Source organism: Falsiroseomonas sp. E2-1-a20 (assembly GCF_051433195.1).
In the GTDB taxonomy this organism is placed as follows: Bacteria; Pseudomonadota; Alphaproteobacteria; order Acetobacterales; family Acetobacteraceae; genus Falsiroseomonas.
Map to the genome: position 1 here is coordinate 171,186 of NZ_JBHMFT010000007.1, position 24,399 is coordinate 195,584.

Here is a 24,399-nt window from a genome sequence, read left to right on the forward strand (position 1 = left end):
CGCCATAGTCCCGGCAGATGGGAACATTGCCGGAACTGTTCAGCCAGTGGTTCGCCGCGCGCGGCTGGTCGCCGCGGCCGCACCAGATGGCGCTGCTGGCGGCCGTACAGGGCGGGCAAAGCGCGCTGCTGGTGGCCCCGACCGGCGGCGGCAAGACCCTGGCCGGCTTCCTGCCCAGCCTGGTGGATTTGCACGACCATCCGCGGGAGGGGCTGCACACCCTCTACATCTCGCCGCTGAAGGCCCTGGCAGTCGACATCGCGCGCAACCTGACCGCCCCCGTCGAGGCGATGGGCCTGCCGATCCGCATCGAGACCCGCACCGGCGACACCCCCGCGAACCGCCGCGCCCGCCAGCGCGCCGCGCCGCCGCATCTGCTGCTGACCACGCCCGAAAGCCTGGCGCTGCTGCTGACCCTGCCGGATGCGGGCGAGATCTTCGCCGGGCTGCATGCCATCGTGGTGGATGAGATCCACGCGCTGGCCGGCAGCAAGCGCGGCGACCAGCTGGCACTCGGCCTCGCCCGGCTTTCGACGCTCGCACCGGGCGCACGGCGCATCGGGCTGTCCGCCACCGTCGCGCATCCGACGCCGCTGCGCGCCTACCTCTCGCCCACCGCCCAGGCCGAGGACGTGGCGCTGGTGCAGGGCGCGCCGGGGGCGCCGCCGCGCCTCGACATGCTGCTGCCGGAAGGCCGCCTGCCCTGGGGCGGGCATATGGGGCTCGCCTCGATGCCGGAGGTGTATCGCCGCATCCGTGGCGCCGGCGTCACCATCGTCTTCGTCAACACCCGCGCGCAGTCGGAACTCTGCTTCCAGGCGCTGTGGCGGCTGAACGACGACAACCTGCCGATCGGCCTGCACCACGGCAGCCTGACCGTCGAACAGCGCCGCAAGGTGGAAGCCGCGATGGCGGAGGGCAGGCTGCGCGCGGTGGTGGCGACCGCCTCGCTCGACCTCGGCATCGACTGGGGCGCGGTGGACCAGGTGGTGCAGGTCGGCGCGCCGAAGGGCGTTTCGCGGCTTCTGCAACGCATCGGCCGCGCCAACCACCGCATGGACGAGGCGTCGCAGGCCGTGCTGGTGCCGGCGAACCGCTTCGAGGTCATCGAATGCATCGCCGCCCGCCAGGCGATCGCGGCGGAGGAGCTGGATGGCGATCCGCCGCGGGAGGGCGGGCTCGACGTGCTGGCGCAGCACATCCTGGCCGTCGCGGTGGCCGGGCCGTTCCACCCGGATGCGCTGTATGCGGAGGTGACGCGCGCCGCGCCCTATGCCGAGCTGACGCGGCGCGATTTCGACGATGCGCTGGGCTTCGTGGAAAACGGCGGCTACGCCCTGCAATCCTATGACCGGTTCCGCCGCCTGTTCCGCGATTCCGAAGGCATGGTGCATATACGTGGCCCCGCCGCCGCGCGGCAGCTGCGCATGAACCTCGGCACCATCGTCGAGACGCCGCTGGTGAAGGTCCGCCTGCGCGGCGGACCGGTGCTCGGCGAGGTCGAGGAGTGGTTCGTCTCCACGCTCACCGCCGGAGACTGCTTCATCTTCGCGGGCCAGTTGCTGCGCTTCGAGGGGCTGGACGCGCTGGCCTGCATGGTCTCCCGCGGCGGCGAGGGCGAGCCCCGCGTGCCCGCCTATGCCGGCAGCCGCATGCCGCTGACCACGCATCTCGCGGCCCGGGTGCGTGGCATCCTGCACGACCCGTCCTCCTGGCCCGCCCTGCCCGAATCCGTGCGCGAATGGCTGCGGCTGCAGCAGCACCAGTCCATCATGCCGCCGCGCGACGGGCTGCTGGTCGAGACCTTCCTGCGCGGCGACCGCTGGTTCCTGGTGGCCTACTGCTTCGAGGGGCGCCTCGCGCACCAGACGCTGGGCATGCTGGTGACCAAGCGGATGGAGCGCCTCGGCATGGGGCCGCTCGGCTACCTGGCGACGGACTACGTGCTGGCCGCCTGGTCTGCCTTCGAGCCCACGGGGATCGAGCGGCTGTTCGAGGAGGACATACTGGGGGAGGAGCTGGAAGCCTGGATGGCCGAGAGCAGCATGCTCCGCCGCACGTTCCGAAATATCGCCACCATCGCGGGGCTGATCGAGAAGAACCATCCGGGGACGGAGAAGCGGCCGCGGCAGATGACCATGAACTCGGACCTGATCTACGACGTGCTGCGCAAGCATGAGCCGGACCACATCCTGCTGCGCGCGACGCGGCGGGAGGCCGCGGCGGGGCTCACCGACGTGGCGCGGATCGGGCTGCTGCTGGCGCGCGCCAAGGCCGGCGGCATCCGCCACATGCGCCTCGAACGCGCCTCGCCGCTGTCCGTGCCGGCGCTGATCGAGGAAGGGCGGGAATGGGTCGCGGGTGGCGCGCAGGATGCGCTGCTGGCGGAGGCGGCGGACCTGGTCGCGGACGCCACCGACGGCGCCGAGATCTTCTCCGAATTGCTCGCCAACGTCACCGAAGCCATCCCGCCGCGCGGCGACCGCGACAGGGCGCGGCGTCCGCGCGACCCGAAGCAGCGCTACAACCGCTTTGTCAGAACCGCGCCGAAGAACTACGGAGCTCCCACTTGAACGCAGCGCCGCTTCACATGGCCGGCCAGCGCCTGATGCTGGACCCGGCCGGGCTGCTCGCCTGGCCTTCCGAACAGCTTCTGGTGGCCGCCGACCTGCACCTGGAAAAAGGCAGCAGCTTCGCCGCCGCCGGCCGTTTCCTGCCGCCCTACGACACGCGGGAGACGCTGGAGCGCCTGGCGCTGGCGCTGCGGCGCTGGAAGCCGGCGCGGCTGGTGCTGCTGGGGGACAGTTTCCACGACCGCCACGGCTGCGCCCGGCTGCACGCCGCGGATTGCGCCGCCCTGCAACGCATGCTGGCGGGGCTGGAGGTGGTCTGGGTGCTCGGCAACCATGACCCGGAACCGCCGGTCGGTCTGCCCGGCATCGCCGTGGCGGAATGGCGGCGCGGGCCGCTGATGTTCCGCCACATCGCCGAACCGGGCGCCAATTTCGAGGTCTCGGGCCACTACCACCCGAAGGCGTCCATGCCGACCCGCGCCGGGACCGTGACACGCCCCTGTTTCCTGACCGATGCGCGGCGCCTGCTGCTGCCGGCCTTCGGTGCCTATACCGGCGGGCTGGAGGTGCGCGACCCCGCCATCGCCGCGCTGTTCCCGCGCGGCGGCCGGGCCTTCCTGCTGGGCCAGGACCGGCTGTTCAGCTTCCCGACCGGGCCCCTGCGCGGCGCCAGGCCGCCTGCAACGGAAAACGCGCCGTCCTTGCCGGACGGCGCGCCTGTCCTCACGCAGCTCGGCGGGGACTAGACCTGCCGCATTTTCCGGGTCGCCAGGCGTCTCCGCCTGGCTTGAAAATGCTCTGGCCCCCGCCGCGTCACATCACGGCCAGATGACCTGGTCGATCGCGTGGATCACGCCGTTGCTGGCCACGATATCGGCCTGCACCACCCGCGCCGGGCGGGCGGAGACGTTGGCGCCGGCCGCACCGAAGCCGCCCATCTGCATCGCCGGGGCCGGGTTCTGCAGCATCACGCCATCCGCATTGCCGGTGATGGCGACATCCGCGCCGTTGCGGGTGCGCAGCCGGCGATCGCTGCCCATCAGCTCGGAGGCGCGGAAGGCGCCCGGCACGATGTGGTAGTTAATCAGCGCGCCGAGGCGCTGGCGGTCCACGCTTTCCTGGCTGCCGCCGGCGCTGCCGGTGCCGACGAGCTGCTGCAGCAGGTTGGCGGGGGCGCCGGAGAAGGCGGCGTCGGTCGGGGCGAAGACCGTCATCGGCTCGGCCCGTCGGAAATCCTCGACCATGCCGCCACGGCTGATCAGGTCCAGGAAGCGCGAGAAGCGGGTGTCGCCGGCCATGGTGTCGGCCAGGGTGCGGGTCGCCGGCACGGTCTGGGCCCGCAGGATGGCGGGGGCGGCGAGGGAGCCGGCGGCGGCCAGGGTGCCGAGGGTCAGGACGCGACGGCGCTGGAGAATGGTCTGGATCATGCGGGGGTATCCTCAATTGTGGCCCGCGCGGCCCCTGCACGTCAGGGCAAACCAGGGCGGCAGGCGTTGCGGTCGGGTCAAGAACGCGTTCGATCCGCAATGGTTCGCTCCCGCTGCTCCCTAATCGGTCGTTTCATCCTACATGGCAGGGATGACCGAGCCCTGCCTGGTGTGGTTCCGCCACGACCTTCGCCTGTCCGACCACCCTGCCCTGCTCGCCGCCCTGGAAGGCGGCCGCCCGGTCCTGCCGGTCTTCGTGCTGGATGACGCCGCCGCCGGTGCGCAGCGTGCCGGGGCCGCCTCGCGCTGGTGGCTGCGCGGCAGCCTCGCCGCCCTGCGGGCCGATCTGGCGGTGCGCGGCGCGACGCTGGTGCTGGCGCGCGGACGGGCAGAGACGGTGCTGCCGGCCCTGGTGGAGGCGGTCGGCGCCGGCAGCGTCCATGCCGGCCGCGGCACCGAGCCCTGGGCGCGCGCGCAGTCGCGCCGGGTGCATGAGGCGCTGGCCGATTCCGGCCGCACGCTGCACCTGCACACCACGACGCTGCTGCGCGAGCCGCACGGCTTCGGCGCCGCCAGCGGCAAGCCCTATGCCGTCTATTCGCCCTTCGCGAAGACTATGATGGCCGCCGGAGACCCGCCGGCACCCCGCGCCGCGCCCGAGCGCATCCCGGGCGTCACGCCGCCCGAGGGTGGCGAGGCGCTGGAGTCGCTCGGCCTGTATCCGGTGCCGGGCGAGCCGGACTGGGCGGCCGGCTTCCCGGACACCTGGCAACCGGGCGAAGCCGGGGCCCAGGCGCGTCTGGCGCGTTTCGTGGACCGGGCGCTGGGGAAGTACGATGCGCAGCGCAACCTGCCGGGCATCGAGGGTTCCTCCGGCCTGTCGCCGCATCTGCGCTGGGGCGAGGTCTCGCCCGGCCAGGTCTGGCACGCGGTCCGTTCCGCGCAGGCGGACGCGACCGCCAGCGAGACCTTCCTGAAGGAGATCCTCTGGCGCGAATTCGCCTACCACCTGCTGTGGCACCGGCCGGAGATGCCGGAGGCGCCGCTGCGCGCGGAATTTTCCGAATTCCCTTGGCAGCCGGATGCGAAGCTGCTGGACGCCTGGCAGCGCGGCCGCACCGGCTATCCGGTGGTGGATGCGGGCATGCGGCAGTTGTGGCAGACCGGCTGGATGCACAACCGGGTCCGGATGATCGCGGCCAGCCTGTTGGTGAAGCACCTGATGCAGCCCTGGCAGGAGGGCGCCGCCTGGTTCTGGGACACGCTGGTGGATGCCGACCTCGCCTCCAACAGTGCCTCCTGGCAGTGGGTGGCCGGCTGCGGTACCGATGCGGCGCCCTATTTTCGGGTGTTCAACCCCATCCTGCAGGGCGAGAAGTTCGACCCGGAGGGCGCCTATGTGCGCCGCTGGGTGCCCGAACTGGCGACGATGCCGAACGCCTTCATCCACAAGCCGTGGGAGGCGCCGAAGGCCATTCCCCGCAACGGCTACCCCTCCCCCATCGTGGACCATGCGACGGGCCGCGCCCGGGCGCTGGCCGGCTTCGCGGCGCTGCGCCAGTGAGGGGTCGGGGCAAGTGAGGGGTCCGGCCTGATGACCCCGCCTGAGAACCTGTGGCGCGGCTTCGCCGGGCTGCGCGTGGTGGCCGATGTGCATGGCGATGCGCAGGCCTTCGCCCATGCCGTCGATGGCGCGCTGGCGGACGACCTGTTCGTGCTGCAACTCGGCGACCTGACCGACCACGGGCCCGACAGCCCGGAGGTGCTGCGCCGCATGTTCGCGCTGATCGACGCCAGGCAGGGCCTGTTCCTGCTCGGCAACCACGACCACAAGCTGCGCCGCGCCCTGACCGGCACGCCGCTGCGCATCCAGGCGGAGGGGCTGGGGCGAACCCTGGCACAGCTCGAGGCGGCCCCGGACGGGGCGGCGCTGAAGGCGCGCGCGATCGAGGAGATTGCCCGCGCCCCGGCCTGGATCCGCGATGGCGGCCGCGTCTTCGTGCATGGCGGCTATCACCCCGGCATGCTGCATGCGGCACCACCGCCGGATGCCGGCACGCAGAAGGCACAGGGCCTGGTGACGCGGGCGCTGTTCGGCCAGGTGACGGGGCGGATGCGCCAGGATGGGTTTCCCGACCGGGTGCATGACTGGGTGGACAAGATCCCGGCCGATGTCACCGTGGTCTGCGGCCACGACCGCCGCAGCATGGACGGCCGGCCCTTCGTGGCGGAGGGCGCACTCGGCGGGCGCTGCGTGTTCCTGGACTGCGGCGCCGGCAAGGGTGGGCATCTGGCCTGGATCGACCTGCCATCCTGGGCCTGAAACGGCCGCGCATTCGGTCTGGGCGCGGCGGCCCTCCGGCCGCTCGGCGCTGCGCGCCGGCACCCTTGGGGCCAGGGTTCCGCATCGCCCATGCGGGGGTGTAGCCTGCCCGGCGAGGAGAACGCGCCATGACCGACCTGCCGTCATCCGTCGAGATCCGCGAGGAGGGCCCGCGGGAGGGCTTCCAGATCGAGCCCGGCCCGATCCCCACGGCCCGCAAGATTGCGCTGGTGGATGCGCTGTCGGCCACCGGGCTGCACCACATCCAGGTCTGTTCCTTCGTCTCGCCGAAGCTGGTTCCGGGTTGGGCGGATGCGGAGGCGGTGGTGGCGGGCTTCGCGCCACGCGCGGGCGTGACCTACACCGCGCTGTGGTTCAACGCCGCCGGGCTTTCGCGCGCCATGGCCTTCAAGGACCGGCTGAAGGTGGAGGGCGCCGTCACGGTGGTGGCCTCCGAGGCCTTCTCGCTGAAGAACCTCAATCGCGACCGGGCCAAGAACCTGGCGGCACAGCGCAGCAACGTCGCGGCGCATCTGGAGGCCGGCGTCCCGGTGCCGCGGATCAGCGTGCAGGCCGCCTTCGGCTGCAACTACTCGGGCGATGTGCCGCCGGCCAAGGTGATCGAGGCGCTGGCGGACGCCTTCGCCATCGGCGCCGAGCATGGCCTGGCGCTGCGCGAGGCGACGCTGGCGGACACCATGGGGTGGGCGACGCCGGCGCGGATCGAGCGGGTCGTTGGCGAGGTGCGGGCGCGCTGGCCGGAGCTGTCCCTCATCCTGCACCTGCACGACACGCGCGGGCTCGGCATCGCCAACGCCCATGCCGGGCTGCGCCTCGGGATTTCCCGCTTCGACACCACGGTGGGCGGGCTGGGCGGCTGCCCCTTCGCCGGCCAGCCGGGCGCGCCGGGCAACATCGCGACGGAGGAACTGGTGCTGCTGTGCGAGGAGATGGGCCTCGCCACCGGCATCGACCTCGATGCGCTGGTCGAGGCCGGGCGGCTGGCGGAGGAGGTGGTGGGGCGGCCCCTGCCCTCCACCCTGCTGCGATCCGGTGGGCTGGCCCGGTTTCGTCAGGCGGCCTGAAGGGCGGGAATCGCCTGGCTGAGGCGGCCGCCGATGCGGACCGGCTCGATGCGGGTGGCGAGGCCGGTGGCGTCGTCGGTTTCGAGGTACACGCCGCAGACCGTGGCCTCGCCCTCGGCCGGGGCCAGCTTCTCGCCGGGCACCTTCTTCCAGAATCGCAGCGCGGCGCCGCCCTTCTGCATGCCGATGACGCTGTCGTAGTCGCCGCACATGCCGGCATCCGTCATGTAGCCGGTGCCGCCCACCAGGATCTGGTGGTCGGCCGAGGGCGTGTGGGTATGCGTGCCGACCACCAGCGAGACGCGGCCGTCGAAGCTGTGGCCCATGGCGAGTTTTTCCGAACTCGCCTCGGCATGGAAATCCACCAGGATCGCCTGGACGGTGCCGCCGGCGCCCATGCGGTGCCCGGCGATGGCCGCCTGCACGCCGCGGAAGGGGTCGTCCAGCGCATCCATGAACAGGCGGCCCATCGCCTGCGCCACCAGCGCCTTGCGGCCATCGTCCAGCGCCACGATGAAGGCGCCCTTGCCGGGGGTTCCGGGCGGGTAGTTCAGCGGGCGGATCAGGCGCGGCTCGGTCTCGATAAAGGCAAAGATCTCCTTGCGGTCCCAGGCGTGGTTGCCGAGGGTCAGCACATCCGCCCCGGCCAGGAACAGCGCGCGCGCCATCTCCGGTGCCAGGCCGAAGCCGTGGCTGGCGTTCTCCGCGTTGACCACCACCAGGTCGAGCGCCAGGCGCTGCCGCAGGCCGGGAATGGCGGCGGCGGCGGCCTCGCGGCCGGAGCGGCCGACGAGGTCGCCGAGAAACAGGATTCTCAAACCGGGGAGGCTCCGCAGAAGATCAGGCCGCGCTCCGTCGCGACGGCAGACAGGGGGGCGTCGTCCACGCCCGCGGGCACTTCGTCAACCTCCTGGCTCGCATAGGCGACCCCGATGGCGGTGGCGCCGGGCAGGCTGGCCAGGGTGCGGTCATAGTAGCCGCCGCCATAGCCGAGGCGGTGCCCGGCGCGGTCGAATGCCAGCAGCGGGACCAGCAGCCAGCCGGGGGTGAGGTCCGGCGCCTCCGGCCCCGGCTGGCTGGTGCCGAGCGGGCCGCGCGCCAGCGCAGCGCCGGGCTGCCACTGGCGAAACCGCAGCGGGTTGCCGCGCTTCGGCGTGACCGGCAGGGCGATGCGGTGGCCGCGCGCGTGCAAGGCGAGGAGGAGGGGGCGGATGTCGATCTCCGGGCCCATCGGCCAGAAGCCGGCGACAATGGCGCCGGGTGGCGGCGGCGCGTCGCGCAGGACGTGGTCGGCGAGAAGCGCGCCGAGGGCGGGATCGCAGCCGGCGCGGCGTGCCAGCGCGGCCTTGCGGGCTTCCGCCTTCATGCCGGCGAGGAGTTCGGGGCAGAGCATCATGATTCGGTGTTGCGCTGGTCCTGCGCGCCCCCCTCACCCCAACCCTCTCCCCCCTGTGGGGGAGAGGGAGAAGAAAGCGGATAGAACGGAGAGCCGGCGGCGCCGAAGCGCGCCGAGGCCGCGAACGCGGCCCGCGCCCAGACCTTCACGCCCGCAAGCGGGCCAGTGCAAGGCGCGAAGCCAAGGCCGCGGATGCGGCCGCCCGGCGTCTGAGGGCAAGAATTAAGCTGCGGAGCCACCATGGCCGTGGGCGTTCAAACCCTCCTGAGACCTGCTTTTGCAGGTGGGAACCAGGTACCCAGGCCAAGACCTGGGCAGCGCCAGCCCCCGGAGGATGCTTATTGGCCCCGGGGGTTCATGTGCCTCACCAACCGGGCAGCCCCGCATGTCCTAGTTAGGGACGGTCGAGGGTCTGGGCAATGCCCTCGATGCGATCGGCGATGCGCGCCAGGCGTTCGGCCAGCTTCGGGTCCGGCTGCGGGGCCGCCATGTTCTGGCCGGCACGGGCCTGCGACAGCGCGACCTTCAGGTCGTGCACCTCGTCGGCCAGCAGCAGGGCGCCGAGCAGCAGCAGGCGGCTCTCGCCGAACTGGCCGCCCATCGCCTTGATGGAATTGACCCGCTTGTCGACCTCCCCGGCCAGGGAGACCAGGTGGGCTTCCTGGCCATCCTCGCAGGAAACCGGGTGGCTGTAGCCGCCGACGCGGACGGTGACCTGACCCATCTACTGATCCTCTCCGAGCGCCGCGCGCAGCCGCGCAATCGTCTCGTCCAGCCGGTCCGCGATGGCGGCGACGGCGGCCTTGGGGATGCCTTCACCCGGCGCGGCAACGGCGCGGGGCTGGGCGGCGGCCTCGGCCAGTCTCTCGACGGCCTGTTCCAGCCGCGCCAAGGCACGGCTGGTCGGATCGCCGGTTTCCGCACGCATGCCTGACACCAGAAACCCCCGCCCCATTGCGCGCCCAAACGCAGCGACTGCGCCGCCTGCGCCTTGTCGCCACCGGTTCCGGCATGCTGCAACGCTTTGCATGCACGGCGCGGCGGGTCAACGGTGAGCGAGGGTTCGGTCCGGCTTCCGCCGGCCGTTCTGGTGCGGTCCGCGGCGGAGGGCCGCGCGGCGCTGGAGGTGGCGGGGCCGGGGGGCGTGCTGCTGCTGTCGGCGCCGGGGGCCGCCGGGTTCCTGGGCCCGGGCGCCTGGCGCGCGCTGGTCGCGGCGGCCGGCGATGCGCCCGACGCGCTGTGCTGCGGCGATGCGGCCGGCGATGCGCTGGCGGGCCTTCGCGCCGGCTGCCGCATCCTGGTGCTGGATGGCGCGCTGCCGGCCTTCGCCGTGGTGGCGGGTGCGGCGGCGGAGGTGGACGCCCTGCTGCTGCCCGCGCGCCCACCTGCGCTGGACCTTCGCGATCTTGATCTCCGCCGCCTCGCCGCGCGCGCCAAACTGGCGGATTGGCTGGCCCGGACGCATGACACCGGGGCCATGCTGCGCTAGACCCCGGACATCGTTCGCCGATATCCGAGAGGGCTCCCGAAAATGCGTCTGACGCCAAAAGTCCAGGAAATCCTGTCCTGGTATGAGAGCGACAACCCCGGGACCAAGGCGAACCTCGCCCGCATCCTGATGGCCGGCAAGCTGGGCGGCACCGGGCGCATGGTGATCCTGCCGGTCGACCAGGGCTTCGAGCATGGCCCGGCCCGCAGCTTCGCGCCGAACCCCGCGGCCTATGACCCGCGCTACCTGTTCGAGCTGGCGCTGGAGGCCGGGCTGAACGCCTACGCCGCGCCGCTCGGCATGATCGAGGCCGGTGCTTCGACCTATGCCGGCACCATCCCGACCATCCTGAAGATGAACAGCAGCAACAGCCTGTCCACCACCAAGGACCAGGGCGTGACCGCCAGCGTCGGCGACGCGCTGCGGCTGGGCTGCTCGGCCATCGGCTTCACCATCTACCCCGGCTCCGAATACCAGTTCGAGATGATCGAGGAGCTGCGCGAGCTGGCGGAGGAGGCGAAGTCCGTCGGCCTCGCCGTGGTGGTATGGAGCTATCCGCGCGGCCCGATGCTGGACAAGGTGGGTGAGACGGCGCTGGATATCGCCGCCTATGCCGCGCACATCGCGGCGCTGACCGGTGCGCACATCATCAAGGTGAAGCCGCCGACCTCCGCCATCAGCCTGGATGCGGCCAAGAAGACCTACCAGGCGAGCCCGGTGGACGACGACGCCACCAAGCGCTTCGCCCACATCGTGCAGGCCTGCTTCGGCGGCCGGCGCCTGGTGGTGTTCTCCGGCGGCGAGGCCAAGGGCACGGAGGCGATCCTGGACGAGGTGCGCGCCATCCACGCCGCCGGCGGCAACGGCTCCATCATGGGCCGCAACGCCTTCCAGCGCTCCAAGGCCGATGCGCTGGCGCTGCTGGCCGCGATCATCAACGTCTACAAGCACTGAGACCAGGAAGGGGAGGCCACGCGGCCTCCCCTTCTCGCGTGACACCCGTCGGCCAGTCCGACGCGCGGGCCGGCTGATCGGCGCCAGACGCTGCGGCCGGCAGCGAAGCATCGATGTCGGATCCCAGGCAGGCTGGCCGCATGGAACACCTGCCACTCGCCGTCTTCGCCGGCCCCACCTTCATCGGCCTCGTCTTCCTGCTCGCCGGGATGGTCAAGGGCCTGATCGGCCTTGGCCTGCCGACCATCGCCATCGGCGTCCTTGCCCTGGTGATGCCGCCGGCGGAGGCCGCGGCGCTGCTGGTGCTGCCCTCGCTCGCCACCAACGTGATGCAGGCCCACGGGCCGGCGCTGCGGCCGCTGCTGCGGCGGCTGTGGCCGATGCTGCTGATGCTGGTGCCGGGCACGCTGGCCGGGATCGGGCTGCTGACGGGTGGCGGGCCAATGGCCCTGGGGCTGCTGGGTCTGGCGCTGGCGGTCTATGGCGGCTGGGGGCTGGCGGCGCCGCCAATCCATCTGTCGCCACGGGCGGAGCGTGCCAGCGCGGTGCCCGTCGGGCTGCTCGGCGGGCTGGTGACGGGGGCGACGGGCGTCTTCGTCATGCCGGTGGTGCCCTGGCTCGGCGCGCTGGGACTTGCGCGCGATGCGCTGGTGCAGGCGCTGGGCCTTGCCTTCCTGGTCGCGACGGTGGCGCTGGGCCTTTCGCTGGCCCTGGCCGGCAGCTTCACGCCGATGGCGGCCGGTGGATCGCTGCTGGCGCTGCCGCCGGCGCTCGGCGGCATGGCGTTGGGCGGCTGGCTGCGCGCGAAGATCCCGCCGGCGCTGTTCCGGCGCATCTTCTTCGCCAGCCTGCTGGCACTCGGCGCGCATCTGGCCTGGCGCGGATTGGCGTAGCCCCTTCCCAAAGCGCCGCGGGCGGGCGACACGCTGGGTCATGCAAGATTGCCGCCTCTACCTCATCACCCCGCCCGCCATCCCGGACCTGCCCGGCTTTACCGAGGCGCTGAAGCGCGCGCTCGGCGCCGGGGACGTCGCCGCGCTGCAACTGCGGCTGAAGGACCTGCCGGAGGATGCCATCCTGCGCGCGGCGGAGGCCCTGCTGCCGGTCGCGCAGGCGCATGACGTCGCCGTGCTGATGAACGACCGCATGGATTTGGCGAAGCGCGCCGGCTGCGACGGGGTGCATCTCGGGCAGAGCGATGGCGACCCGGTGGCCGCGCGCAAGCTCCTGGGGACGGAGGCGATGATCGGCGTCACCTGCCACGCCTCCCGCCATCTGGCGATGCAGGCCGGGGAAGCGGGCGCGGACTACGTCGCCTTCGGCGCCTTCTTCCCGACCGGCACCAAGCGAACCGAGCATGTGGCGGAGACCGATCTGCTGGAGTGGTGGTCCGAGATGTTCGAGATCCCCTGCGTCGCCATCGGCGGCATCACCGCCGCCAACTGCGCGCCGCTGGTCCGGGCCGGGGCGGATTTCCTGGCGGTGGTGGGCGCGGTCTGGAACCATCCGGAGGGGCCTGATGCCGGGGTGCGGGCGATGAACGCGGCGATCGCCGCGGCGGCTGGCTGATGCCCCTCTCCTTTCGGATAGCCTGCCGGAAGACGCTTGCCTGAGGCCGCCAACCCGTCCGACAAGATCATCATGAGCCTGATGTTCGAGACCTGCGACGTCTTCACCACCACCCGCCATGGCGGCAATCCGCTGGCGGTGGTGTACGGCGCCGCCGATCTGGACGGCGCAGCGATGCAGGCCATCGCGCGCGAATTCAACCTGAGCGAGACGGTGTTCGTCACCGCCGCCGAGCCGTCCCGCGCCCGCATCCGCATCTTCACGCCCGGCCGCGAACTGCCTTTCGCCGGCCACCCCAATGTCGGCGCCGCCGTGCTGCTGGCGCGGCACCTGGACCTGGCCGGCGAGACGCTGCTGCTGGAACAGGCGGCCGGGCCGGTGGAGGCGCGGCTGCTGCGCGATGCGGCCGGAGAGGTCACGGCCGCCCACATCACCGCGCCGCAGCCCTTCACCCTGGGCGAGACGCTGGATGCCGAGGCCATCGCCACCTGCGCCGGCCTGCCGGCACTGGTGGGGGAGGCGGTCATCGCCTCCTGCGGCACGCCGTTTGCCATCGCCGAGGTCGCGGATGCCGAGGCGCTGGCCGCCGCCGCCCCGGATGCCGCCGCCTTCCGCGCCCGCCTGCCGGCGGACCTTGCCATCGGCCTGCTGCTCTACACCCGCCTGCACCCCGGTCGGCTGCGGGCGCGCATGTTCGCACCGCTGTCAGGCGTGGCGGAGGACCCGGCAACCGGCAGCGCCAATGTCGCGCTGGCCGGGCTGCTGCTGGCCCGGCTCGGCGCCGATGCGCTGGAGATCGAGGTGGAGCAGGGGCTCGAGATGGGCCGGCCGAGCCTCCTCATGCTCGCCGCCCAGACCACGCCGTATTTCGGCATCCGGGTCAGCGTCGGCGGCGGCGTGGTGCCGGTGAGTGCGGGGCGCCTGATCATCTGAGCGATCCGCCTCACGGGGAGCGGAACCGGGCGCCGTCGGCGCGCAGGAACACCTGAAGCGGCGTGGTGCCGGCGCCCTGCCCGTCCTGGCCACGCCAGCGGCCGTCGCGGCACAGGATGCCGCCGGGGATCGCCACCGCCTCCCACTCCACGATGTTGGCGACACGCTCCCCGCCCGGGCCGAGCGCCAGGAAGTTCGTGCGGCAGCGGCCCCCGGCCAGCACCGGGTCGTAGCCATCGATCATCCAGCCGCCGCCGCCGGTGCTTTCGAACCGCCGCTCCAGCGGGAGCCAGGATGAAGGATCGGGCCATTGGGCAAGGGCCGGATGGGCCAGGCCGAGGCATGCGGCGAACCAGACCAGGGGGCGTGACATGGGGGCTCCGTTTCAATCCATTTCGGCAAGGCCGTCGCGGGCTTTTCAACCACGACGGAAGCGTTACGGTCGGGCCGGGCCACTGGATGCAGCGGCTCCACGAACAGGGAAATGTTCATTCGCGCGGCCGCATCCCGCGCGGCCACTCCTGGAGATCGACCATGCTGTCCCGACCCATCGCCGCGCTGCTGGCCCTCGCCGCGGTGCCGACACTGGCCCTGGCGCAGGACTACAACCGGCAGCCCTCCTTCGGCACCGTGAACCTCCGCGCCAATTTCGCGCCCGATCCCTACGTCGTGAATGTCACGGCCGGTGGTGGGCTGCCGGCGGAGCGGCTGGGTGGGCGGGAATGCCTGGGCTCCATCGCCAACGCGCCCGATGTGCGGCTGAACTACAGCGCCGGCCAGGGGCTGCCGCTGTATCTTTCGGCGGTGTCGCGGGCCGACGTCACGCTGGTGGTGAACCTGCCGAACGGTCGCTGGGCCTGCAACGACGACTTCCAGGGCACGAACCCCGGCCTGATCTTCCGCAACCCGCAATCCGGCCAGTACGACATCTGGATCGGCAGCTACGACCGCGGGTCCCGCATCCCGGCGCAGCTGCGGATTTCGGAAGTCCCGCCGAACTGAAGCGCCTGCCCCTGGCGTTCCGCGCGCCGATGCCACATGCCGGGCTCAGGAACGGGAGCCCGGCAGGCACATGGACGAGTTGAGCTTCCACCGGCGGCTGCACCGCCCCGGCACCATCCTGGATGTGGGCGCGCATGACGGCCTGCTGACCCTGCCCCTCTCCCGCCTGCCCGGCGCACGGGTGCTGGCCTTCGAGCCGCTGCCGAGCGCCTTTGCCCGCCTGCACGCAGCGGTGCTGGCGGACTACGGCAGCGTCCCGCCGCATCTGGAATTGCGGACGGAGGCGCTGGGCGCGGTGCCCGGAACCCTGACCCTGTCCGTGCCGATCCTGGACGGCGTGGCACAGGAGCAATGGGCGAGCACGGCGAAATCCTACGACGCCTTCGCCTCCGTCACCGTGGCACGGCATGTGGTGCCGGTGACGACCATCGATGCGCTGGGGCTGGCCGACCTGGAGCACGTCAAGCTGGACGCGGAGGGCTTCGAGCAGGAGGTGCTGGAGGGCGCCGTCGCGACACTGCGCCGCTGCCGCCCGGTGCTGTCGCTGGAGGTGGAGGAACGCCACCGTGCCGGCAGCACGCGGGACGTGCCGGCGCTGCTGGCCGGCCTCGGCTACGAAAGCTGGTTCGTGCTGGATGGCGCCTGGCATCCGCATGCGGATTTCGACGCGGCGACGATGCAGGTGGCCTCCCCGGACCCGGCGGTCTTCGCCGCCTCCGACCCATATGTCTTCACCTTCTTCGCCTGGCCGGCCGAACGCAGCGCCGAAATCCTTGCGGCACTGAAGGACTAGCCAGGCCCCGTCAGCAGCTTCGGCGGCGCGGCCAGCGCCGGCTGGGGCGTGCGCGGGATGGCGGGCAGCCACAGCACGTCCTCGATATCCGCGGCGCCGCTGGCCAGCATCGCCAGGCGGTCGAAGCCGAGCGCGATGCCGGAGGATGGCGGCATGCCATGGTCCAGCGCCGCCAGGAAATCCTCGTCCACGTCCCAGCCGGCCTCGCCGGTTTCGGCGCGACGGGCGGCGACGTCGCGTTCGAAGCGGCTGCGCTGTTCCACCGGGTCGGTCAGTTCCTCGAAGGCGTTGGCGAGTTCCAGACCGGCGGCAAACAACTCGAACCGCAGGGCGACGCGGCCATCCTGCGGGTCGCGGCGGGCCAGGGCGGCCTGCGGGGTGGGCCAGTGGGTCAGGAAGGTGGCCTGGCCGCGGCCGAGCTTCGGCTCGACGTGGCGCAGCATCAGGCGGAAGAAGCCGTCCTCCCAGCTATCGGTCTCCGGCACATGCAGCCCGCTGCGGGCGGCGGCGGCGCGCAGCTTGGCGGCGCTGCCCTCCCCGGTCGCGGCATCGATGGTGCCGAGGATGTCGAGGCCGCGGCAGAACCGGCTGAAGGCCTCCGCCATGGTCATGCGGAGGAAGGGGCGGGACAGGTCCGCCGTGACCTCGTCCTGCCCCACCACGCCGGGGCAGACGGAGCGCAGCAGCAACTCCGTCTCGTCCATCAGCCCGGCCATGCCGAGGCCGGGCGCGTACCACTCCAGCATGGTGAATTCGGGCGCATGGTTCGGGCTGGCCTCGCCGTTGCGCCAGACCCGCGCGAATTCGAAGATCGGCCCGGCCCCGCCGGCCAGCAGGCGCTTCAGTGCCAGTTCGGGCGAGGTCCGCAGCCACAGCCGCGTCTCCTCGCCGATGCCGAGGTGCGGGCGGTACTCCGTGGCGAAGCCGCGCAGATGCACCTCCATGCCGGGCGCCGGGACCAGGCAGGGAGTCTCGACCTCCAGGTATCCGCGGGACTGGAAGAAGGCGCGGATCGCGGCGGTAAGCTGGGCGCGGCGGCGCAGGAAAGGCAGCCGCGCGGCGAGCCTGTCGCGCGTCCAGGGTTGCCGGCCATGGGGTGGCAGTGCGGCCTCGGGCATGGACGCGCCTCCGGTGTTGGGGTTTACCGGCGGCGATCATGCCCGATACCAACCCGCCCCGAAACCTGTTGCCGAAGCGGACGATCCGCGATGCCGCCGGACTGGCCGCCGCCGGGCTGCTGCCGCCTGGCGCCGATGCGGCGGCGCTGGAGGCGGTGGCCGAGCGCTACGCCATCGCGGTGACGCCGGCGATGGCGGCGCTGATCCGGCCGGAGGATGCGGCGGACCCGGTCGCGGCGCAGTATGTCCCGCACCTTGGGGAGTTGGAGACGGCGCCGCACGAGGTCGCCGACCCCACCGCCGATGCGCCCTTTACCCCGGTGCCCGGCGTGGTGCACCGCTACCCCGACCGTGCCCTGTTGAAGCCGCTGCTGGCCTGCCCGGTCTATTGCCGCTTCTGCTTCCGGCGGGAGGTGGTGGGACCGGGCGGCGGGCTGTTGGACACGGCGCAGCTCGAGGCCGCCATCGCCTGGTTCGCCGCCACCCCGCAGGTGCGGGAGGTGATCCTGACCGGCGGCGACCCGCTGATGCTCTCGCCCCGGCGGCTCGGCTGGCTGCTCGAACGCCTGGCGGCGATCCCGCATATCGAGATTCTGCGAATTCACACGCGGGTTCCGGTGGCCGATCCCGCACGGATGACGGCGGAACTGGCGGCGGCGCTGGAGCTGGAGAAGCCGCTGTATCTCTGCCTGCACGCCAATCATGCGCGGGAATTCACGGCCGAAGCCGCCACCGCCTTGCGCCGCCTGACCGGCGCCGGCGTGGTGCTGCTGGGCCAGAGCGTGCTGCTGCGCGGCGTGAACGACAGTGCGGCGGCGCTGGAGGACTTGTTCCGCGCCATGCTGCGCCACCGGGTGAAGCCCTACTACCTGCACCAGCTTGATGCCGCGCCGGGCACCGCGCGCTTCGAGGTGCCGGCCGAGGAAGGCCGCGCCATCCTCGCCGCGCTGCGCTTCCGGGTCACCGGCCTCGCCTGGCCGACCTATGTCCAGGAACGCCCGGCCGGCGGCGGCAAGGCACCGATCGGGCCGCGCTGGGACGATGTGCGGGCCTGATGCCTCAGCGGCGGACCAGCGCGTAGGCGATGCCGAAGGCGGCGAGGCCCAGCACCAGGGACGCCGCCACATAAGCCGCCGCCAGCCACCAGCCACGCTCGAACAGCAGGCCGGTCTCCAGGCTGAAGGCGGAAAAGGTGGTGAAGCCGCCGAGCAGGCCGGTGACCAGCAGCAGCCGCGCCTCGCCCTGCACGCCAAGCCCCGCGGCGATACCAATGCCGGCGCTGCCGAGCACGTTCACCGCCAGCGTGCCCCAGGGAAAGCCGGCGCCGAGTTGCGCCATGGCGAGCAATGAGAGTCCGTAGCGCAGGACGGAGCCCAGGGCGCCGCCGGCGGCGACCAGCAACCAGCTCATCGGCGGCGATTTCGCAGCGCATCCCATTCGGCCAGCCGCGCCGCCACCGCCGCCTCCGCGCCGCGCTGGGTCGGGGTGTAGAAGCGCTGGCGCTCCATGCCGGGTGGCCAGTAGTCGGCGCCGGAGAAGCCTTCCTCCGCGTCATGGTCGTATTCGTAGCCCTCGCCATAGCCGAGCTGCTTCATCAGCTTGGTCGGCGCGTTGAGGATGTTGGGCGGCGGCATCAGGCTGCCGGTCTGCTTCGCCGCGCCCATCGCGGCCTTGAAGCCGGTGTAGAGCGCGTTGGACTTCGGCGCGGTGCCGAGATGCACCACCACCTGCGCCAGCGCCAACTCCCCCTCCGGCGAGCCGAGCCGCTCATACGCCTCCCATCCGGCGAGCGCGATCTGCAGGGCGCGGGGATCGGCCATGCCGATATCCTCGGAGGCAAAGCGCAGCAGGCGGCGGGCGATGTAGCGCGGGTCCTCGCCGCCGGTCAGCATCCGCGCGAACCAGTACAGCGCCGCGTCGGGGTCGGAGCCGCGCAGCGATTTGTGCAGGGCGGAGATGAGGTTGAAATGCTCCTCCCGGTCCTTGTCGTACAGCGCGGCGCGCTTGGCGAGCAGCGTGGCGAGGCCCTCCGGGTCCAGCGGATCGCCGCCCGGCGGCAGGGACAGCAGCTGTTCGACCATGTTCAGCAGGTAGCGCCCGTCGCCATCGGCCATCCCCGCCAGGCTGTCCCGCGCCTCCGGCGTCAGCGGCAGGGTGCGCGCTTCCTCGGCCTCGGCGCGGGCCATCAGGTCGGCCAGCGCCGCGTCGTCCAGCCGTTGCAGGACCAGGACCTGGCAGCGCGAGAGCAACGCGCCGTTCAGGGCGAAGGACGGGTTTTCGGTGGTGGCGCCGACAAGCGTCACCGTGCCGTCCTCGACCACCGGCAGGAAGCCATCCTGCTGGGCGCGGTTGAAGCGGTGGATCTCGTCCACGAACAGCAGCGTGCCGCGGCCGTTGCGGCGCCGGTTGCGTGCTTCGTCGAAGGCACGCTTCAGGTCGGCGACGCCGGAGAACACCGCGGACAGCGCGACGAAGGACAGCCCGGCCGCCTCCGCCAGCAGCCGCGCGATGGTGGTCTTGCCGACGCCGGGCGGGCCCCAGAGGATCACGGAGGAAAGACTGCCGCGCGCCAGCATGCCGGTGATGCTGCCCTCCGGCCCCACCAGTTGCGGCTGGCCGACCACCTCCGACAGGTTGCGCGGACGCAGGCGATCGGCCAGCGGGCGGGGGCCGGGTGGCGGTGCGGGCGCCTCGGCATCCGGGGCGCCGAACAGGTCGGGTGGGCGTGTCATGCCCCGCAGTCTAGCCGCAAGCCGGCCCGCAGGGCATGGTGCGGCCAACAAAAGCGGAGGATCACGCCATGACCACCCTCACCCGCCGCACGCTGACCGGCGCCCTTCTGGCGACGCCCTTCCTGGGCCGTGGCGCCCTGGCGCAGTGGGCGCCGACACGGCCGATCCGGCTGCTGGCGCCCTACCCGCCGGGCGGTGGCGTCGACACCACCTCCCGCCTGCTGGCCACGCCGATGGGCGCCTTCCTCGGCCAGCCGGTGGTGGTGGAGAACCGTGCCGGCGCCGGTGGCTCGATCGCCGCGGCGGAATTGGCGCGTAGCGCGCCGGATGGCCATACCATCATGATCGATGCGCTGGCGCATACGGTGAACCCGTCCCTGCTGCGCAACCTGTCCTTCGACTACGCCACCGCCTTCACGCCGATCAGCCAGGTGGTGGTGCTGCCGCAACTGCTGGTGGTGAACAAGAACGTGCCGGTGAACAGCCTGGCCGAATTCGTCACATGGGCGAAGGCGCGGCAGGGCACGCTGTCCTACGGCTCCTCGGGCAATGCCACGGCAGCCCACCTGGCCTCCGCGCTGTTCCTCAACCGCGCCGGGCTCGACATCCAGCACGTGCCCTACCGGGGCGGCACGCCGGCGTTGCAGGACCTGCTGGGCGGCAACATCACCTTCGTCTTCGGCACTGTTTCCTCCTCCCTGCAACTGGCGCGGGATGGGGCGATCAAGCCGCTGGCCGTCAGCACGACGCAGCGGCTGGCGGCGCTGCCGGACGTGCCGACCGTCGCCGAACAGGGTTTTCCGGGCTATGAGCTGAACGAGTGGAATGGGCTGTATGCCCCTGCCGGGCTCACCGCCCCGATGACGGAGCGGCTGCACGCGGCGGCGCTGCACGCGCTGGCGGATGCCACGGTGCGGGCGCGGCTGGACACGCTGGGTGCGCTGCCCGTCGGCACTTCGCCGGCGGATTTCGCGAAGTATGTCGCGGAACAGCGGGCATTGATGGGGCAGTTGGTGCGCGACGCGAAGATCGAGGTGGGTTGACCCGGCCGGCCGCAGCCGCAATCTCCCGCGCCAACCCGACCGGAGGAAGAACGATGCCCGCCACCCGCCGCGCCGTCCTGGCCAGTGCCGCCACCCTCGCCCTCGCATCCAGGTCCCACGCACAGGCGGCCTGGCCGTCGCGGCCGATCCGGCTGGTGGTGCCGTTCTCCGCCGGCGGCGCGGCGGACAGCGCGGCGCGCGTCACCACGCCCCATATGGGCGCGAAGCTCGGCCAGAACTTCCTGGTGGAGAACCGAACCGGCGCCAGCGGCAGCCTGGGCGGCAACGAGGTGGCGCGGGCGACGGACGGCCACACCTTCCTGTGGGATGCGTCCTCCCACATCGTCAATCCGGCGCTGCTGCCGCGGCTGCCCTTCGACTATGCCACGGCCTTCACGCCGATCAGCCTGGTGGTGCAGTTCCCCTCCGTCATCGCGGTGAAGAACGAATTTCCGGCGCGCTCCCTGGCGGAATTCGTCGCAGCAGCGAAGGCGCGGCCGGGTGCGATTACCGTGGGCACGCAGGGCAATGCGACGGCGGGGCATCTGGGGCTGGTGGCCTTTGCCCGGCGTGCGGGCATCGAGGTGATCCACGTGCCCTACAGGGGCGGCGCGGCCGCGGCGCAGGACCTGGCAGGCGGCGCCATCGATGCCGTCTTCACCACGCTGGTCTCGGCCGGGCCGGTGGCGGATGGCGGCCGGGCGCGCTTCCTGGCGGTCGGCACACGCACGCGGGTCGAAAGCCGGCCGGATGTGCCGACGATCCACGAAAGCGGCTTCGAGGGCTTCGAATCCAACGAATGGGCCGGCCTGTTCGGCCCCGCCAGCACACCGCCCGCCGTGGTCCAGGCGCTGTCCGATGCCCTGATCGAGGCGGTGGCGGAGCCCACCATCCGCCAGCGCCTGGTGCAGATCGGCTGCGTGCCCGTGGCCAGCTGCCCGGATGACTTCGCCCGCTTCGTGCGCGACGGCAGGGCGGAGATGGCGGCGCTGGTGCGGGACGCGAATATCCGCGCCGAGTGATGGCAAATCCCGCGGATCGTGGACGATCCGCCCTTATGCGCCGGCGCCCGCATCCGCGGGCTTGGCTGCGCGCCACGCGGCGCGGCGCCCATTCGGGCGCTCGCCCGCCTTCGGCGGGCGCAGATTGCGCTCCGTGGGATGCGATGTGACTCCACCTTCGAACCGCAACCTCGCCGGCATCCTGCTGATGTCGGTGGCGGTGCTCGGCTTCTCGCTGAACGACGTGCTGGGGAAGTGGCTGCTCGGCAGCTACACCGTGGCCCAGGTCCTGGTCCTGCGCAGCATCGCCGCCCTGCTGATCCTGGCGCCGCTGCTGGTGCGGGAGGGTGTGCTGCCCCTGCTGCAGCCGCGCCGGCCGGGGCTGCAATTGCTGCGGGTCGCCTGCGGCACGCTGGAGGTCGCGGCCTTCTACTGGGCCGTCTCCCAGATGCCGCTGGCGGACACCATGGCGTTCTGGATGGCGACGCCGATCTTCGTGGCCCTGGCCTCCGCCGTGCTCCTGCGCGAAAGCCTGGACCGGCCGCGCTTCATCGCGGTGGTGCTGGGCTTCCTCGGCGTCGTGCTGACGCTGGGCGCCGGGTTGGACCATGGGCTTCTGCCGACCCTGACGGCGATGGCAGGTGTCGTGCTGTACAGCGGCTACCTGCTGAGCACGCGCGCCCTGCGCGGCACCTCCGCCCCTGTCCTGGCCGTGTACCAGATGCTGGGGGCGCTGACCTTCGGCCTGTTCCTGGCACCCTTCGGCTGGGTGCCGGTCGGCTGGGTGGATGCCGGCCTGCTGATGCTGCTCGGCGTGGTGGGGGTGGCGGCGCATCTGGCCGTCACGCGGTCGCTCGCCCTGGCACCGGCGCCGGTGGTCGTGCCGTGGCAGTATGCGATGATCCTGTGGGGGATCCTGTTCGGCTGGATCTTCTTCGACGAAATCCCGGAGGAATCGATGCTGGCCGGCGTCGCGGTGATCGTCGGGGCAGGGTTCTGGCTGACGCGGCTGGAGCTGCGCGACGCGCGTCGCGGGTCAGTCCCGGCAGGCGAAGGGTAGGAAGCTGCCGGTGGCGCCGCCATTCATCGCGGCGATGGACAGCGCATCGGCCAGGGTCAGTTCCGCAGGCGATCGCGGGCAGACATCGCGCTGGCCAGTGCAACCGGAAGCCAGGAAGGCGGCGTGCCGGTCGAGGAACGCCTGGCTGACGCCCTGCCGTCCGAAATGGGCCAGCGCCGCCGCCGTCGCTTCGCCGTAGCGGGCGCATTTGACCTCGGGCCAGCCTGACTGGGCCTGGACCGGCTGCACCGCGAGAAGTCCCAGCAGGATGATGCTTCGGATCATGAAACGGAAAAGGGCGCCTTGCGGCGCCCTCCCTTCGCATAGACTGGGGCTGAAAGGCTTACGCCTCGTCCGCCTCGCTCGGCACGGCCTCGGGGCGCGGGCCGCTGTCGAGGCCCTTGGCCGCGACGTCGCGCTCGATCAGCTCGATCACCGCCATGTCGGCCGCATCGCCGTAGCGGACGCCAGCCTTCAGGACGCGGGTGTAGCCGCCAGCGCGGGTCTTGTAGCGATCCGCGATGGTGGAGAACAGCTTGTCCACCACCTTCGGGTCACGGATCTGCGCATAGGCCTGGCGCCGCGCATGCAGGTCGCCGCGCTTGCCGAGCGTGATGATGCGCTCGACATACGGGCGCAGCTCCTTCGCCTTCGGCAGCGTGGTGCTGATCTGCTCGTGCTTGATCAGCGCGGTCGCCATGCTGCGCAGCATGGCGAGGCGGTGGCTGGTGGTGACGCCGAGCTTACGGCCGGCAACGCCGTGACGCATGGTCCTGTTTCCTTAGATACCCAGGCCAGCCGCATCTGCGTCGGCCGACCCGTTAAGTCCGTTGCAGAGCCGTCTCACCCGAATGGGTGACTGCCCCTCCGCCGAGAGCCCTCAGAAGGGCTCTTCGAGTTTCTTCGCCAAATCCTCGATGTTCTCCGGCGGCCAGCCCGGCACGGTGATGCCGAGGCCGAGGCCCATGGACGCGAGGACTTCCTTGATCTCGTTCAGCGACTTGCGGCCGAAGTTCGGCGTGCGGAGCATTTCCTGCTCGGTCTTCTGAACCAGGTCGCCGATGTAGACGATGTTGTCGTTCTTCAGGCAGTTCGCCGAGCGGACCGAAAGCTCCAGCTCGTCGACCTTGCGCAGCAGGTTGCGGTTGAAGGGCAGATCGTCGCGGATCTCCTCCACCACACGCTGGCGCGGCTCCTCGAAGTTGATGAAGAGCTGCAGCTGTTCCTGCAGGATGCGCGCGGCGATGCCGACCGCATCCTCCGGCGTCACCGTGCCGTCGGTCTCGACGGTCAGGACAAGCTTGTCGTAGTCCGTCTTCTGGCCGACGCGGGTCGGCTGCACCTGGTAGGCGACGCGGCGGACCGGCGAGTAGATCGCATCGATCGGGATCAGGCCGATCGGCGCATCCTCCGGCCGGTTCTCACTGGCGGGGACATAGCCCTTGCCGGTGTCGACCGTCAGTTCCATGGACAGCTTGGCGCCGTCATCGAGCGAGCAAATGACCAGGTCCGGATTCGAGATCTCGATGTCGCCGGTAGTCTGGATCTGCCCGGCGGTGACTTCACCCGGGCCGGTCGCGGTCAGCTGCAGGCGCTTCGGGCCATCGCCCTGCATGCGCACGGCCAGCTGCTTCACGTTCAGGACGATGTCCGTGACGTCTTCCCGCACGCCCTGGAGGCTGCTGAACTCATGCAGCGCGCCGTCGATCCGCACGGCCGTCACGGCGGCACCCTGCAGCGAAGACAGCAGGATGCGGCGCAGCGCGTTGCCGAGCGTCATGCCGAAGCCGCGCTCCAGCGGCTCCGCGATCAGGGTCGCAAGCCGCGTCGGATCGGCGCCGAGTTCGACGTCCTTCTTGGTCTCGATCAGCGAACGCCAATTCTTCTCGATCACGGTCTAT

Annotated in this window: 28 protein-coding genes and 1 other RNA gene; 16 read left to right on the forward strand and 13 right to left on the reverse strand. The window is 71.6% G+C overall.

Features of this window, described 5'->3' with window-relative positions; translation table 11 throughout:
* Positions 1 to 17 precede the first annotated feature (17 nt).
* Positions 18 to 2,573 (forward strand): ligase-associated DNA damage response DEXH box helicase, encoded by a 2,556-nt coding sequence (locus ACFHPP_RS11460; protein ID WP_437163398.1) that lies wholly within the window; start codon positions 18 to 20, stop codon positions 2,571 to 2,573.
* Positions 2,570 to 3,319, forward strand: coding sequence for a ligase-associated DNA damage response endonuclease PdeM (pdeM, locus tag ACFHPP_RS11465; protein ID WP_437163399.1), 750 nt, complete (start codon positions 2,570 to 2,572; stop codon positions 3,317 to 3,319). Before ACFHPP_RS11460 ends, pdeM begins: the two co-directional genes overlap by 4 nt.
* 72 nt (positions 3,320 to 3,391) lie before the next feature.
* Here pdeM and ACFHPP_RS11470 read toward each other — a convergent pair whose 3' ends face one another.
* Positions 3,392 to 4,000: a fasciclin domain-containing protein gene (locus ACFHPP_RS11470; RefSeq protein ID WP_437163400.1), complete on the reverse strand. Its 609-nt coding sequence runs from the start codon at positions 3,998 to 4,000 to the stop codon at positions 3,392 to 3,394.
* Between the two features lie 151 nt (positions 4,001 to 4,151).
* On the opposite strand from ACFHPP_RS11470, the gene ACFHPP_RS11475 reads away from it, so the two are divergent.
* From ACFHPP_RS11475 to ACFHPP_RS11485, 3 genes are all read left to right on the forward strand, one after another.
* Entirely contained in the window at positions 4,152 to 5,564 is a 1,413-nt protein-coding gene (locus ACFHPP_RS11475) for a cryptochrome/photolyase family protein (protein WP_437163401.1), read from the forward strand.
* 30 nt (positions 5,565 to 5,594) lie between these two features.
* Positions 5,595 to 6,323, forward strand: coding sequence for a metallophosphoesterase (locus ACFHPP_RS11480; RefSeq protein ID WP_437163402.1), 729 nt, complete (start codon positions 5,595 to 5,597; stop codon positions 6,321 to 6,323).
* A gap of 128 nt (positions 6,324 to 6,451) precedes the next feature.
* A complete protein-coding gene (locus ACFHPP_RS11485) occupies positions 6,452 to 7,408 on the forward strand; it encodes a hydroxymethylglutaryl-CoA lyase (protein WP_437163403.1) in 957 nt (318 codons plus the stop codon).
* Here the strand turns inward: ACFHPP_RS11485 and ACFHPP_RS11490 are convergent.
* From ACFHPP_RS11490 to ACFHPP_RS11510, 5 genes are all read right to left on the reverse strand, one after another.
* Positions 7,396 to 8,226, reverse strand: a complete 831-nt coding sequence (locus ACFHPP_RS11490) for a TIGR00282 family metallophosphoesterase (RefSeq protein WP_437163404.1) — start codon at positions 8,224 to 8,226, stop codon at positions 7,396 to 7,398. The genes ACFHPP_RS11485 and ACFHPP_RS11490 overlap by 13 nt on opposite strands.
* Positions 8,223 to 8,804 carry a 5-formyltetrahydrofolate cyclo-ligase gene (locus ACFHPP_RS11495; RefSeq protein WP_437163405.1) on the reverse strand — a complete coding sequence of 194 codons (582 nt, stop codon included), beginning with the start codon at positions 8,802 to 8,804 and terminating at the stop codon, positions 8,223 to 8,225. Before ACFHPP_RS11495 ends, ACFHPP_RS11490 begins: the two co-directional genes overlap by 4 nt.
* Positions 8,805 to 9,032: 228 nt before the next feature.
* Positions 9,033 to 9,189, reverse strand: a non-coding RNA gene (gene ssrS, locus ACFHPP_RS11500) — 6S RNA.
* A 9-nt stretch (positions 9,190 to 9,198) separates the two neighbouring features.
* Positions 9,199 to 9,528, reverse strand: coding sequence for a cell division protein ZapA (locus tag ACFHPP_RS11505; RefSeq protein WP_216839869.1), 330 nt, complete (start codon positions 9,526 to 9,528; stop codon positions 9,199 to 9,201).
* Positions 9,529 to 9,732: a hypothetical protein gene (locus ACFHPP_RS11510; RefSeq protein WP_430669056.1), complete on the reverse strand. Its 204-nt coding sequence runs from the start codon at positions 9,730 to 9,732 to the stop codon at positions 9,529 to 9,531.
* Between the two features lie 123 nt (positions 9,733 to 9,855).
* Between ACFHPP_RS11510 and ACFHPP_RS11515 the strand changes: the two genes are divergently transcribed.
* The 5 genes from ACFHPP_RS11515 to ACFHPP_RS11535 all read left to right on the forward strand — a co-directional run bounded on the left by ACFHPP_RS11515 (position 9,856) and on the right by ACFHPP_RS11535 (position 13,749).
* Positions 9,856 to 10,293, forward strand: a complete 438-nt coding sequence (locus ACFHPP_RS11515; protein ID WP_437163406.1) for a hypothetical protein — start codon at positions 9,856 to 9,858, stop codon at positions 10,291 to 10,293.
* 42 nt (positions 10,294 to 10,335) lie between these two features.
* On the forward strand, positions 10,336 to 11,247 hold the full coding sequence (locus ACFHPP_RS11520; protein ID WP_437163407.1) for a class I fructose-bisphosphate aldolase: 912 nt from the start codon (positions 10,336 to 10,338) through the stop codon (positions 11,245 to 11,247).
* Between the two features lie 140 nt (positions 11,248 to 11,387).
* The gene (locus ACFHPP_RS11525) at positions 11,388 to 12,140 is read left to right on the forward strand and encodes a sulfite exporter TauE/SafE family protein (protein ID WP_437163408.1); all 753 of its coding nucleotides are present in this window, start codon (positions 11,388 to 11,390) and stop codon (positions 12,138 to 12,140) included.
* 40 nt (positions 12,141 to 12,180) lie between these two features.
* Positions 12,181 to 12,816 carry a thiamine phosphate synthase gene (gene thiE / locus ACFHPP_RS11530; protein ID WP_437163409.1) on the forward strand — a complete coding sequence of 212 codons (636 nt, stop codon included), beginning with the start codon at positions 12,181 to 12,183 and terminating at the stop codon, positions 12,814 to 12,816.
* A gap of 36 nt (positions 12,817 to 12,852) precedes the next feature.
* Positions 12,853 to 13,749, forward strand: coding sequence for a PhzF family phenazine biosynthesis protein (locus ACFHPP_RS11535; protein ID WP_437163410.1), 897 nt, complete (start codon positions 12,853 to 12,855; stop codon positions 13,747 to 13,749).
* Between the two features lie 10 nt (positions 13,750 to 13,759).
* On the opposite strand, the gene ACFHPP_RS11540 is transcribed toward ACFHPP_RS11535, so the two are convergent.
* The gene (locus ACFHPP_RS11540) at positions 13,760 to 14,122 is read right to left on the reverse strand and encodes a hypothetical protein (protein ID WP_437163411.1); all 363 of its coding nucleotides are present in this window, start codon (positions 14,120 to 14,122) and stop codon (positions 13,760 to 13,762) included.
* A 161-nt stretch (positions 14,123 to 14,283) separates the two neighbouring features.
* On the opposite strand from ACFHPP_RS11540, the gene ACFHPP_RS11545 reads away from it, so the two are divergent.
* Positions 14,284 to 14,751, forward strand: coding sequence for a hypothetical protein (locus tag ACFHPP_RS11545; protein WP_437163412.1), 468 nt, complete (start codon positions 14,284 to 14,286; stop codon positions 14,749 to 14,751).
* A 70-nt stretch (positions 14,752 to 14,821) separates the two neighbouring features.
* Complete coding sequence (locus ACFHPP_RS11550; protein ID WP_437163413.1) at positions 14,822 to 15,544, forward strand: FkbM family methyltransferase; 723 nt, start codon at positions 14,822 to 14,824, stop codon at positions 15,542 to 15,544.
* Here the strand turns inward: ACFHPP_RS11550 and epmA are convergent.
* Entirely contained in the window at positions 15,541 to 16,662 is a 1,122-nt protein-coding gene (epmA, locus tag ACFHPP_RS11555; protein ID WP_437163414.1) for an EF-P lysine aminoacylase EpmA, read from the reverse strand. The two genes, ACFHPP_RS11550 and epmA, sit on opposite strands and share 4 nt — an antisense overlap.
* Before the next feature lie 38 nt (positions 16,663 to 16,700).
* On the opposite strand from epmA, the gene ACFHPP_RS11560 reads away from it, so the two are divergent.
* Positions 16,701 to 17,717 carry a lysine-2,3-aminomutase-like protein gene (locus tag ACFHPP_RS11560; RefSeq protein ID WP_437163415.1) on the forward strand — a complete coding sequence of 339 codons (1,017 nt, stop codon included), beginning with the start codon at positions 16,701 to 16,703 and terminating at the stop codon, positions 17,715 to 17,717.
* A gap of 4 nt (positions 17,718 to 17,721) precedes the next feature.
* Here the strand turns inward: ACFHPP_RS11560 and ACFHPP_RS11565 are convergent, their stop codons facing one another.
* Positions 17,722 to 18,072, reverse strand: a complete 351-nt coding sequence (locus tag ACFHPP_RS11565) for a fluoride efflux transporter FluC (RefSeq protein WP_437163416.1) — start codon at positions 18,070 to 18,072, stop codon at positions 17,722 to 17,724.
* Positions 18,069 to 19,394, reverse strand: coding sequence for a replication-associated recombination protein A (locus ACFHPP_RS11570; protein WP_437163417.1), 1,326 nt, complete (start codon positions 19,392 to 19,394; stop codon positions 18,069 to 18,071). Before ACFHPP_RS11570 ends, ACFHPP_RS11565 begins: the two co-directional genes overlap by 4 nt.
* A 68-nt stretch (positions 19,395 to 19,462) precedes the next feature.
* Here ACFHPP_RS11570 and ACFHPP_RS11575 point away from each other — a divergent pair, with 68 nt between their 5' ends.
* The 3 genes from ACFHPP_RS11575 to ACFHPP_RS11585 all read left to right on the forward strand — a co-directional run bounded on the left by ACFHPP_RS11575 (position 19,463) and on the right by ACFHPP_RS11585 (position 22,498).
* Positions 19,463 to 20,437 (forward strand): Bug family tripartite tricarboxylate transporter substrate binding protein, encoded by a 975-nt coding sequence (locus ACFHPP_RS11575; protein WP_437163418.1) that lies wholly within the window; start codon positions 19,463 to 19,465, stop codon positions 20,435 to 20,437.
* A 53-nt stretch (positions 20,438 to 20,490) separates the two neighbouring features.
* Entirely contained in the window at positions 20,491 to 21,459 is a 969-nt protein-coding gene (locus tag ACFHPP_RS11580; protein ID WP_437163419.1) for a Bug family tripartite tricarboxylate transporter substrate binding protein, read from the forward strand.
* A 145-nt stretch (positions 21,460 to 21,604) separates the two neighbouring features.
* Positions 21,605 to 22,498, forward strand: a complete 894-nt coding sequence (locus ACFHPP_RS11585; protein ID WP_437163420.1) for a DMT family transporter — start codon at positions 21,605 to 21,607, stop codon at positions 22,496 to 22,498.
* Here the strand turns inward: ACFHPP_RS11585 and ACFHPP_RS11590 are convergent.
* The 3 genes from ACFHPP_RS11590 to ACFHPP_RS11600 form a co-directional block, all read right to left on the reverse strand.
* Complete coding sequence (locus ACFHPP_RS11590; RefSeq protein WP_437163421.1) at positions 22,475 to 22,783, reverse strand: hypothetical protein; 309 nt, start codon at positions 22,781 to 22,783, stop codon at positions 22,475 to 22,477. The two genes, ACFHPP_RS11585 and ACFHPP_RS11590, sit on opposite strands and share 24 nt — an antisense overlap.
* Positions 22,784 to 22,841: 58 nt before the next feature.
* Positions 22,842 to 23,267, reverse strand: a complete 426-nt coding sequence (gene rplQ / locus ACFHPP_RS11595) for a 50S ribosomal protein L17 (RefSeq protein WP_430669074.1) — start codon at positions 23,265 to 23,267, stop codon at positions 22,842 to 22,844.
* A 111-nt stretch (positions 23,268 to 23,378) separates the two neighbouring features.
* The gene (locus tag ACFHPP_RS11600; protein WP_430669075.1) at positions 23,379 to 24,392 is read right to left on the reverse strand and encodes a DNA-directed RNA polymerase subunit alpha; all 1,014 of its coding nucleotides are present in this window, start codon (positions 24,390 to 24,392) and stop codon (positions 23,379 to 23,381) included.
* Positions 24,393 to 24,399 lie beyond the last annotated feature (7 nt).

Excerpts from the sequence above, each read along its gene's own strand:
- ACFHPP_RS11460 (WP_437163398.1), top strand. The coding sequence starts at position 18 with ATGGGAACATTGCCGGAACTGTTCAGCCAGTGGTTCGCCGCGCGCGGC.
- ACFHPP_RS11470 (WP_437163400.1), bottom strand. The coding sequence starts at position 4,000 with ATGATCCAGACCATTCTCCAGCGCCGTCGCGTCCTGACCCTCGGCACC.
- ACFHPP_RS11475 (WP_437163401.1), top strand. The coding sequence starts at position 4,152 with ATGACCGAGCCCTGCCTGGTGTGGTTCCGCCACGACCTTCGCCTGTCC.
- ACFHPP_RS11480 (WP_437163402.1), top strand. The coding sequence starts at position 5,595 with ATGACCCCGCCTGAGAACCTGTGGCGCGGCTTCGCCGGGCTGCGCGTG.
- ACFHPP_RS11485 (WP_437163403.1), top strand. The coding sequence starts at position 6,452 with ATGACCGACCTGCCGTCATCCGTCGAGATCCGCGAGGAGGGCCCGCGG.
- ACFHPP_RS11495 (WP_437163405.1), bottom strand. The coding sequence starts at position 8,804 with ATGATGCTCTGCCCCGAACTCCTCGCCGGCATGAAGGCGGAAGCCCGC.
- ACFHPP_RS11505 (WP_216839869.1), bottom strand. The coding sequence starts at position 9,528 with ATGGGTCAGGTCACCGTCCGCGTCGGCGGCTACAGCCACCCGGTTTCC.
- ACFHPP_RS11510 (WP_430669056.1), bottom strand. The coding sequence starts at position 9,732 with ATGCGTGCGGAAACCGGCGATCCGACCAGCCGTGCCTTGGCGCGGCTG.
- ACFHPP_RS11520 (WP_437163407.1), top strand. The coding sequence starts at position 10,336 with ATGCGTCTGACGCCAAAAGTCCAGGAAATCCTGTCCTGGTATGAGAGC.
- ACFHPP_RS11525 (WP_437163408.1), top strand. The coding sequence starts at position 11,388 with ATGGAACACCTGCCACTCGCCGTCTTCGCCGGCCCCACCTTCATCGGC.
- thiE (WP_437163409.1), top strand. The coding sequence starts at position 12,181 with ATGCAAGATTGCCGCCTCTACCTCATCACCCCGCCCGCCATCCCGGAC.
- ACFHPP_RS11540 (WP_437163411.1), bottom strand. The coding sequence starts at position 14,122 with ATGTCACGCCCCCTGGTCTGGTTCGCCGCATGCCTCGGCCTGGCCCAT.
- ACFHPP_RS11545 (WP_437163412.1), top strand. The coding sequence starts at position 14,284 with ATGCTGTCCCGACCCATCGCCGCGCTGCTGGCCCTCGCCGCGGTGCCG.
- ACFHPP_RS11550 (WP_437163413.1), top strand. The coding sequence starts at position 14,822 with ATGGACGAGTTGAGCTTCCACCGGCGGCTGCACCGCCCCGGCACCATC.
- epmA (WP_437163414.1), bottom strand. The coding sequence starts at position 16,662 with ATGCCCGAGGCCGCACTGCCACCCCATGGCCGGCAACCCTGGACGCGC.
- ACFHPP_RS11560 (WP_437163415.1), top strand. The coding sequence starts at position 16,701 with ATGCCCGATACCAACCCGCCCCGAAACCTGTTGCCGAAGCGGACGATC.
- ACFHPP_RS11565 (WP_437163416.1), bottom strand. The coding sequence starts at position 18,072 with ATGAGCTGGTTGCTGGTCGCCGCCGGCGGCGCCCTGGGCTCCGTCCTG.
- ACFHPP_RS11570 (WP_437163417.1), bottom strand. The coding sequence starts at position 19,394 with ATGACACGCCCACCCGACCTGTTCGGCGCCCCGGATGCCGAGGCGCCC.
- ACFHPP_RS11575 (WP_437163418.1), top strand. The coding sequence starts at position 19,463 with ATGACCACCCTCACCCGCCGCACGCTGACCGGCGCCCTTCTGGCGACG.
- ACFHPP_RS11580 (WP_437163419.1), top strand. The coding sequence starts at position 20,491 with ATGCCCGCCACCCGCCGCGCCGTCCTGGCCAGTGCCGCCACCCTCGCC.
- ACFHPP_RS11590 (WP_437163421.1), bottom strand. The coding sequence starts at position 22,783 with ATGATCCGAAGCATCATCCTGCTGGGACTTCTCGCGGTGCAGCCGGTC.
- rplQ (WP_430669074.1), bottom strand. The coding sequence starts at position 23,267 with ATGCGTCACGGCGTTGCCGGCCGTAAGCTCGGCGTCACCACCAGCCAC.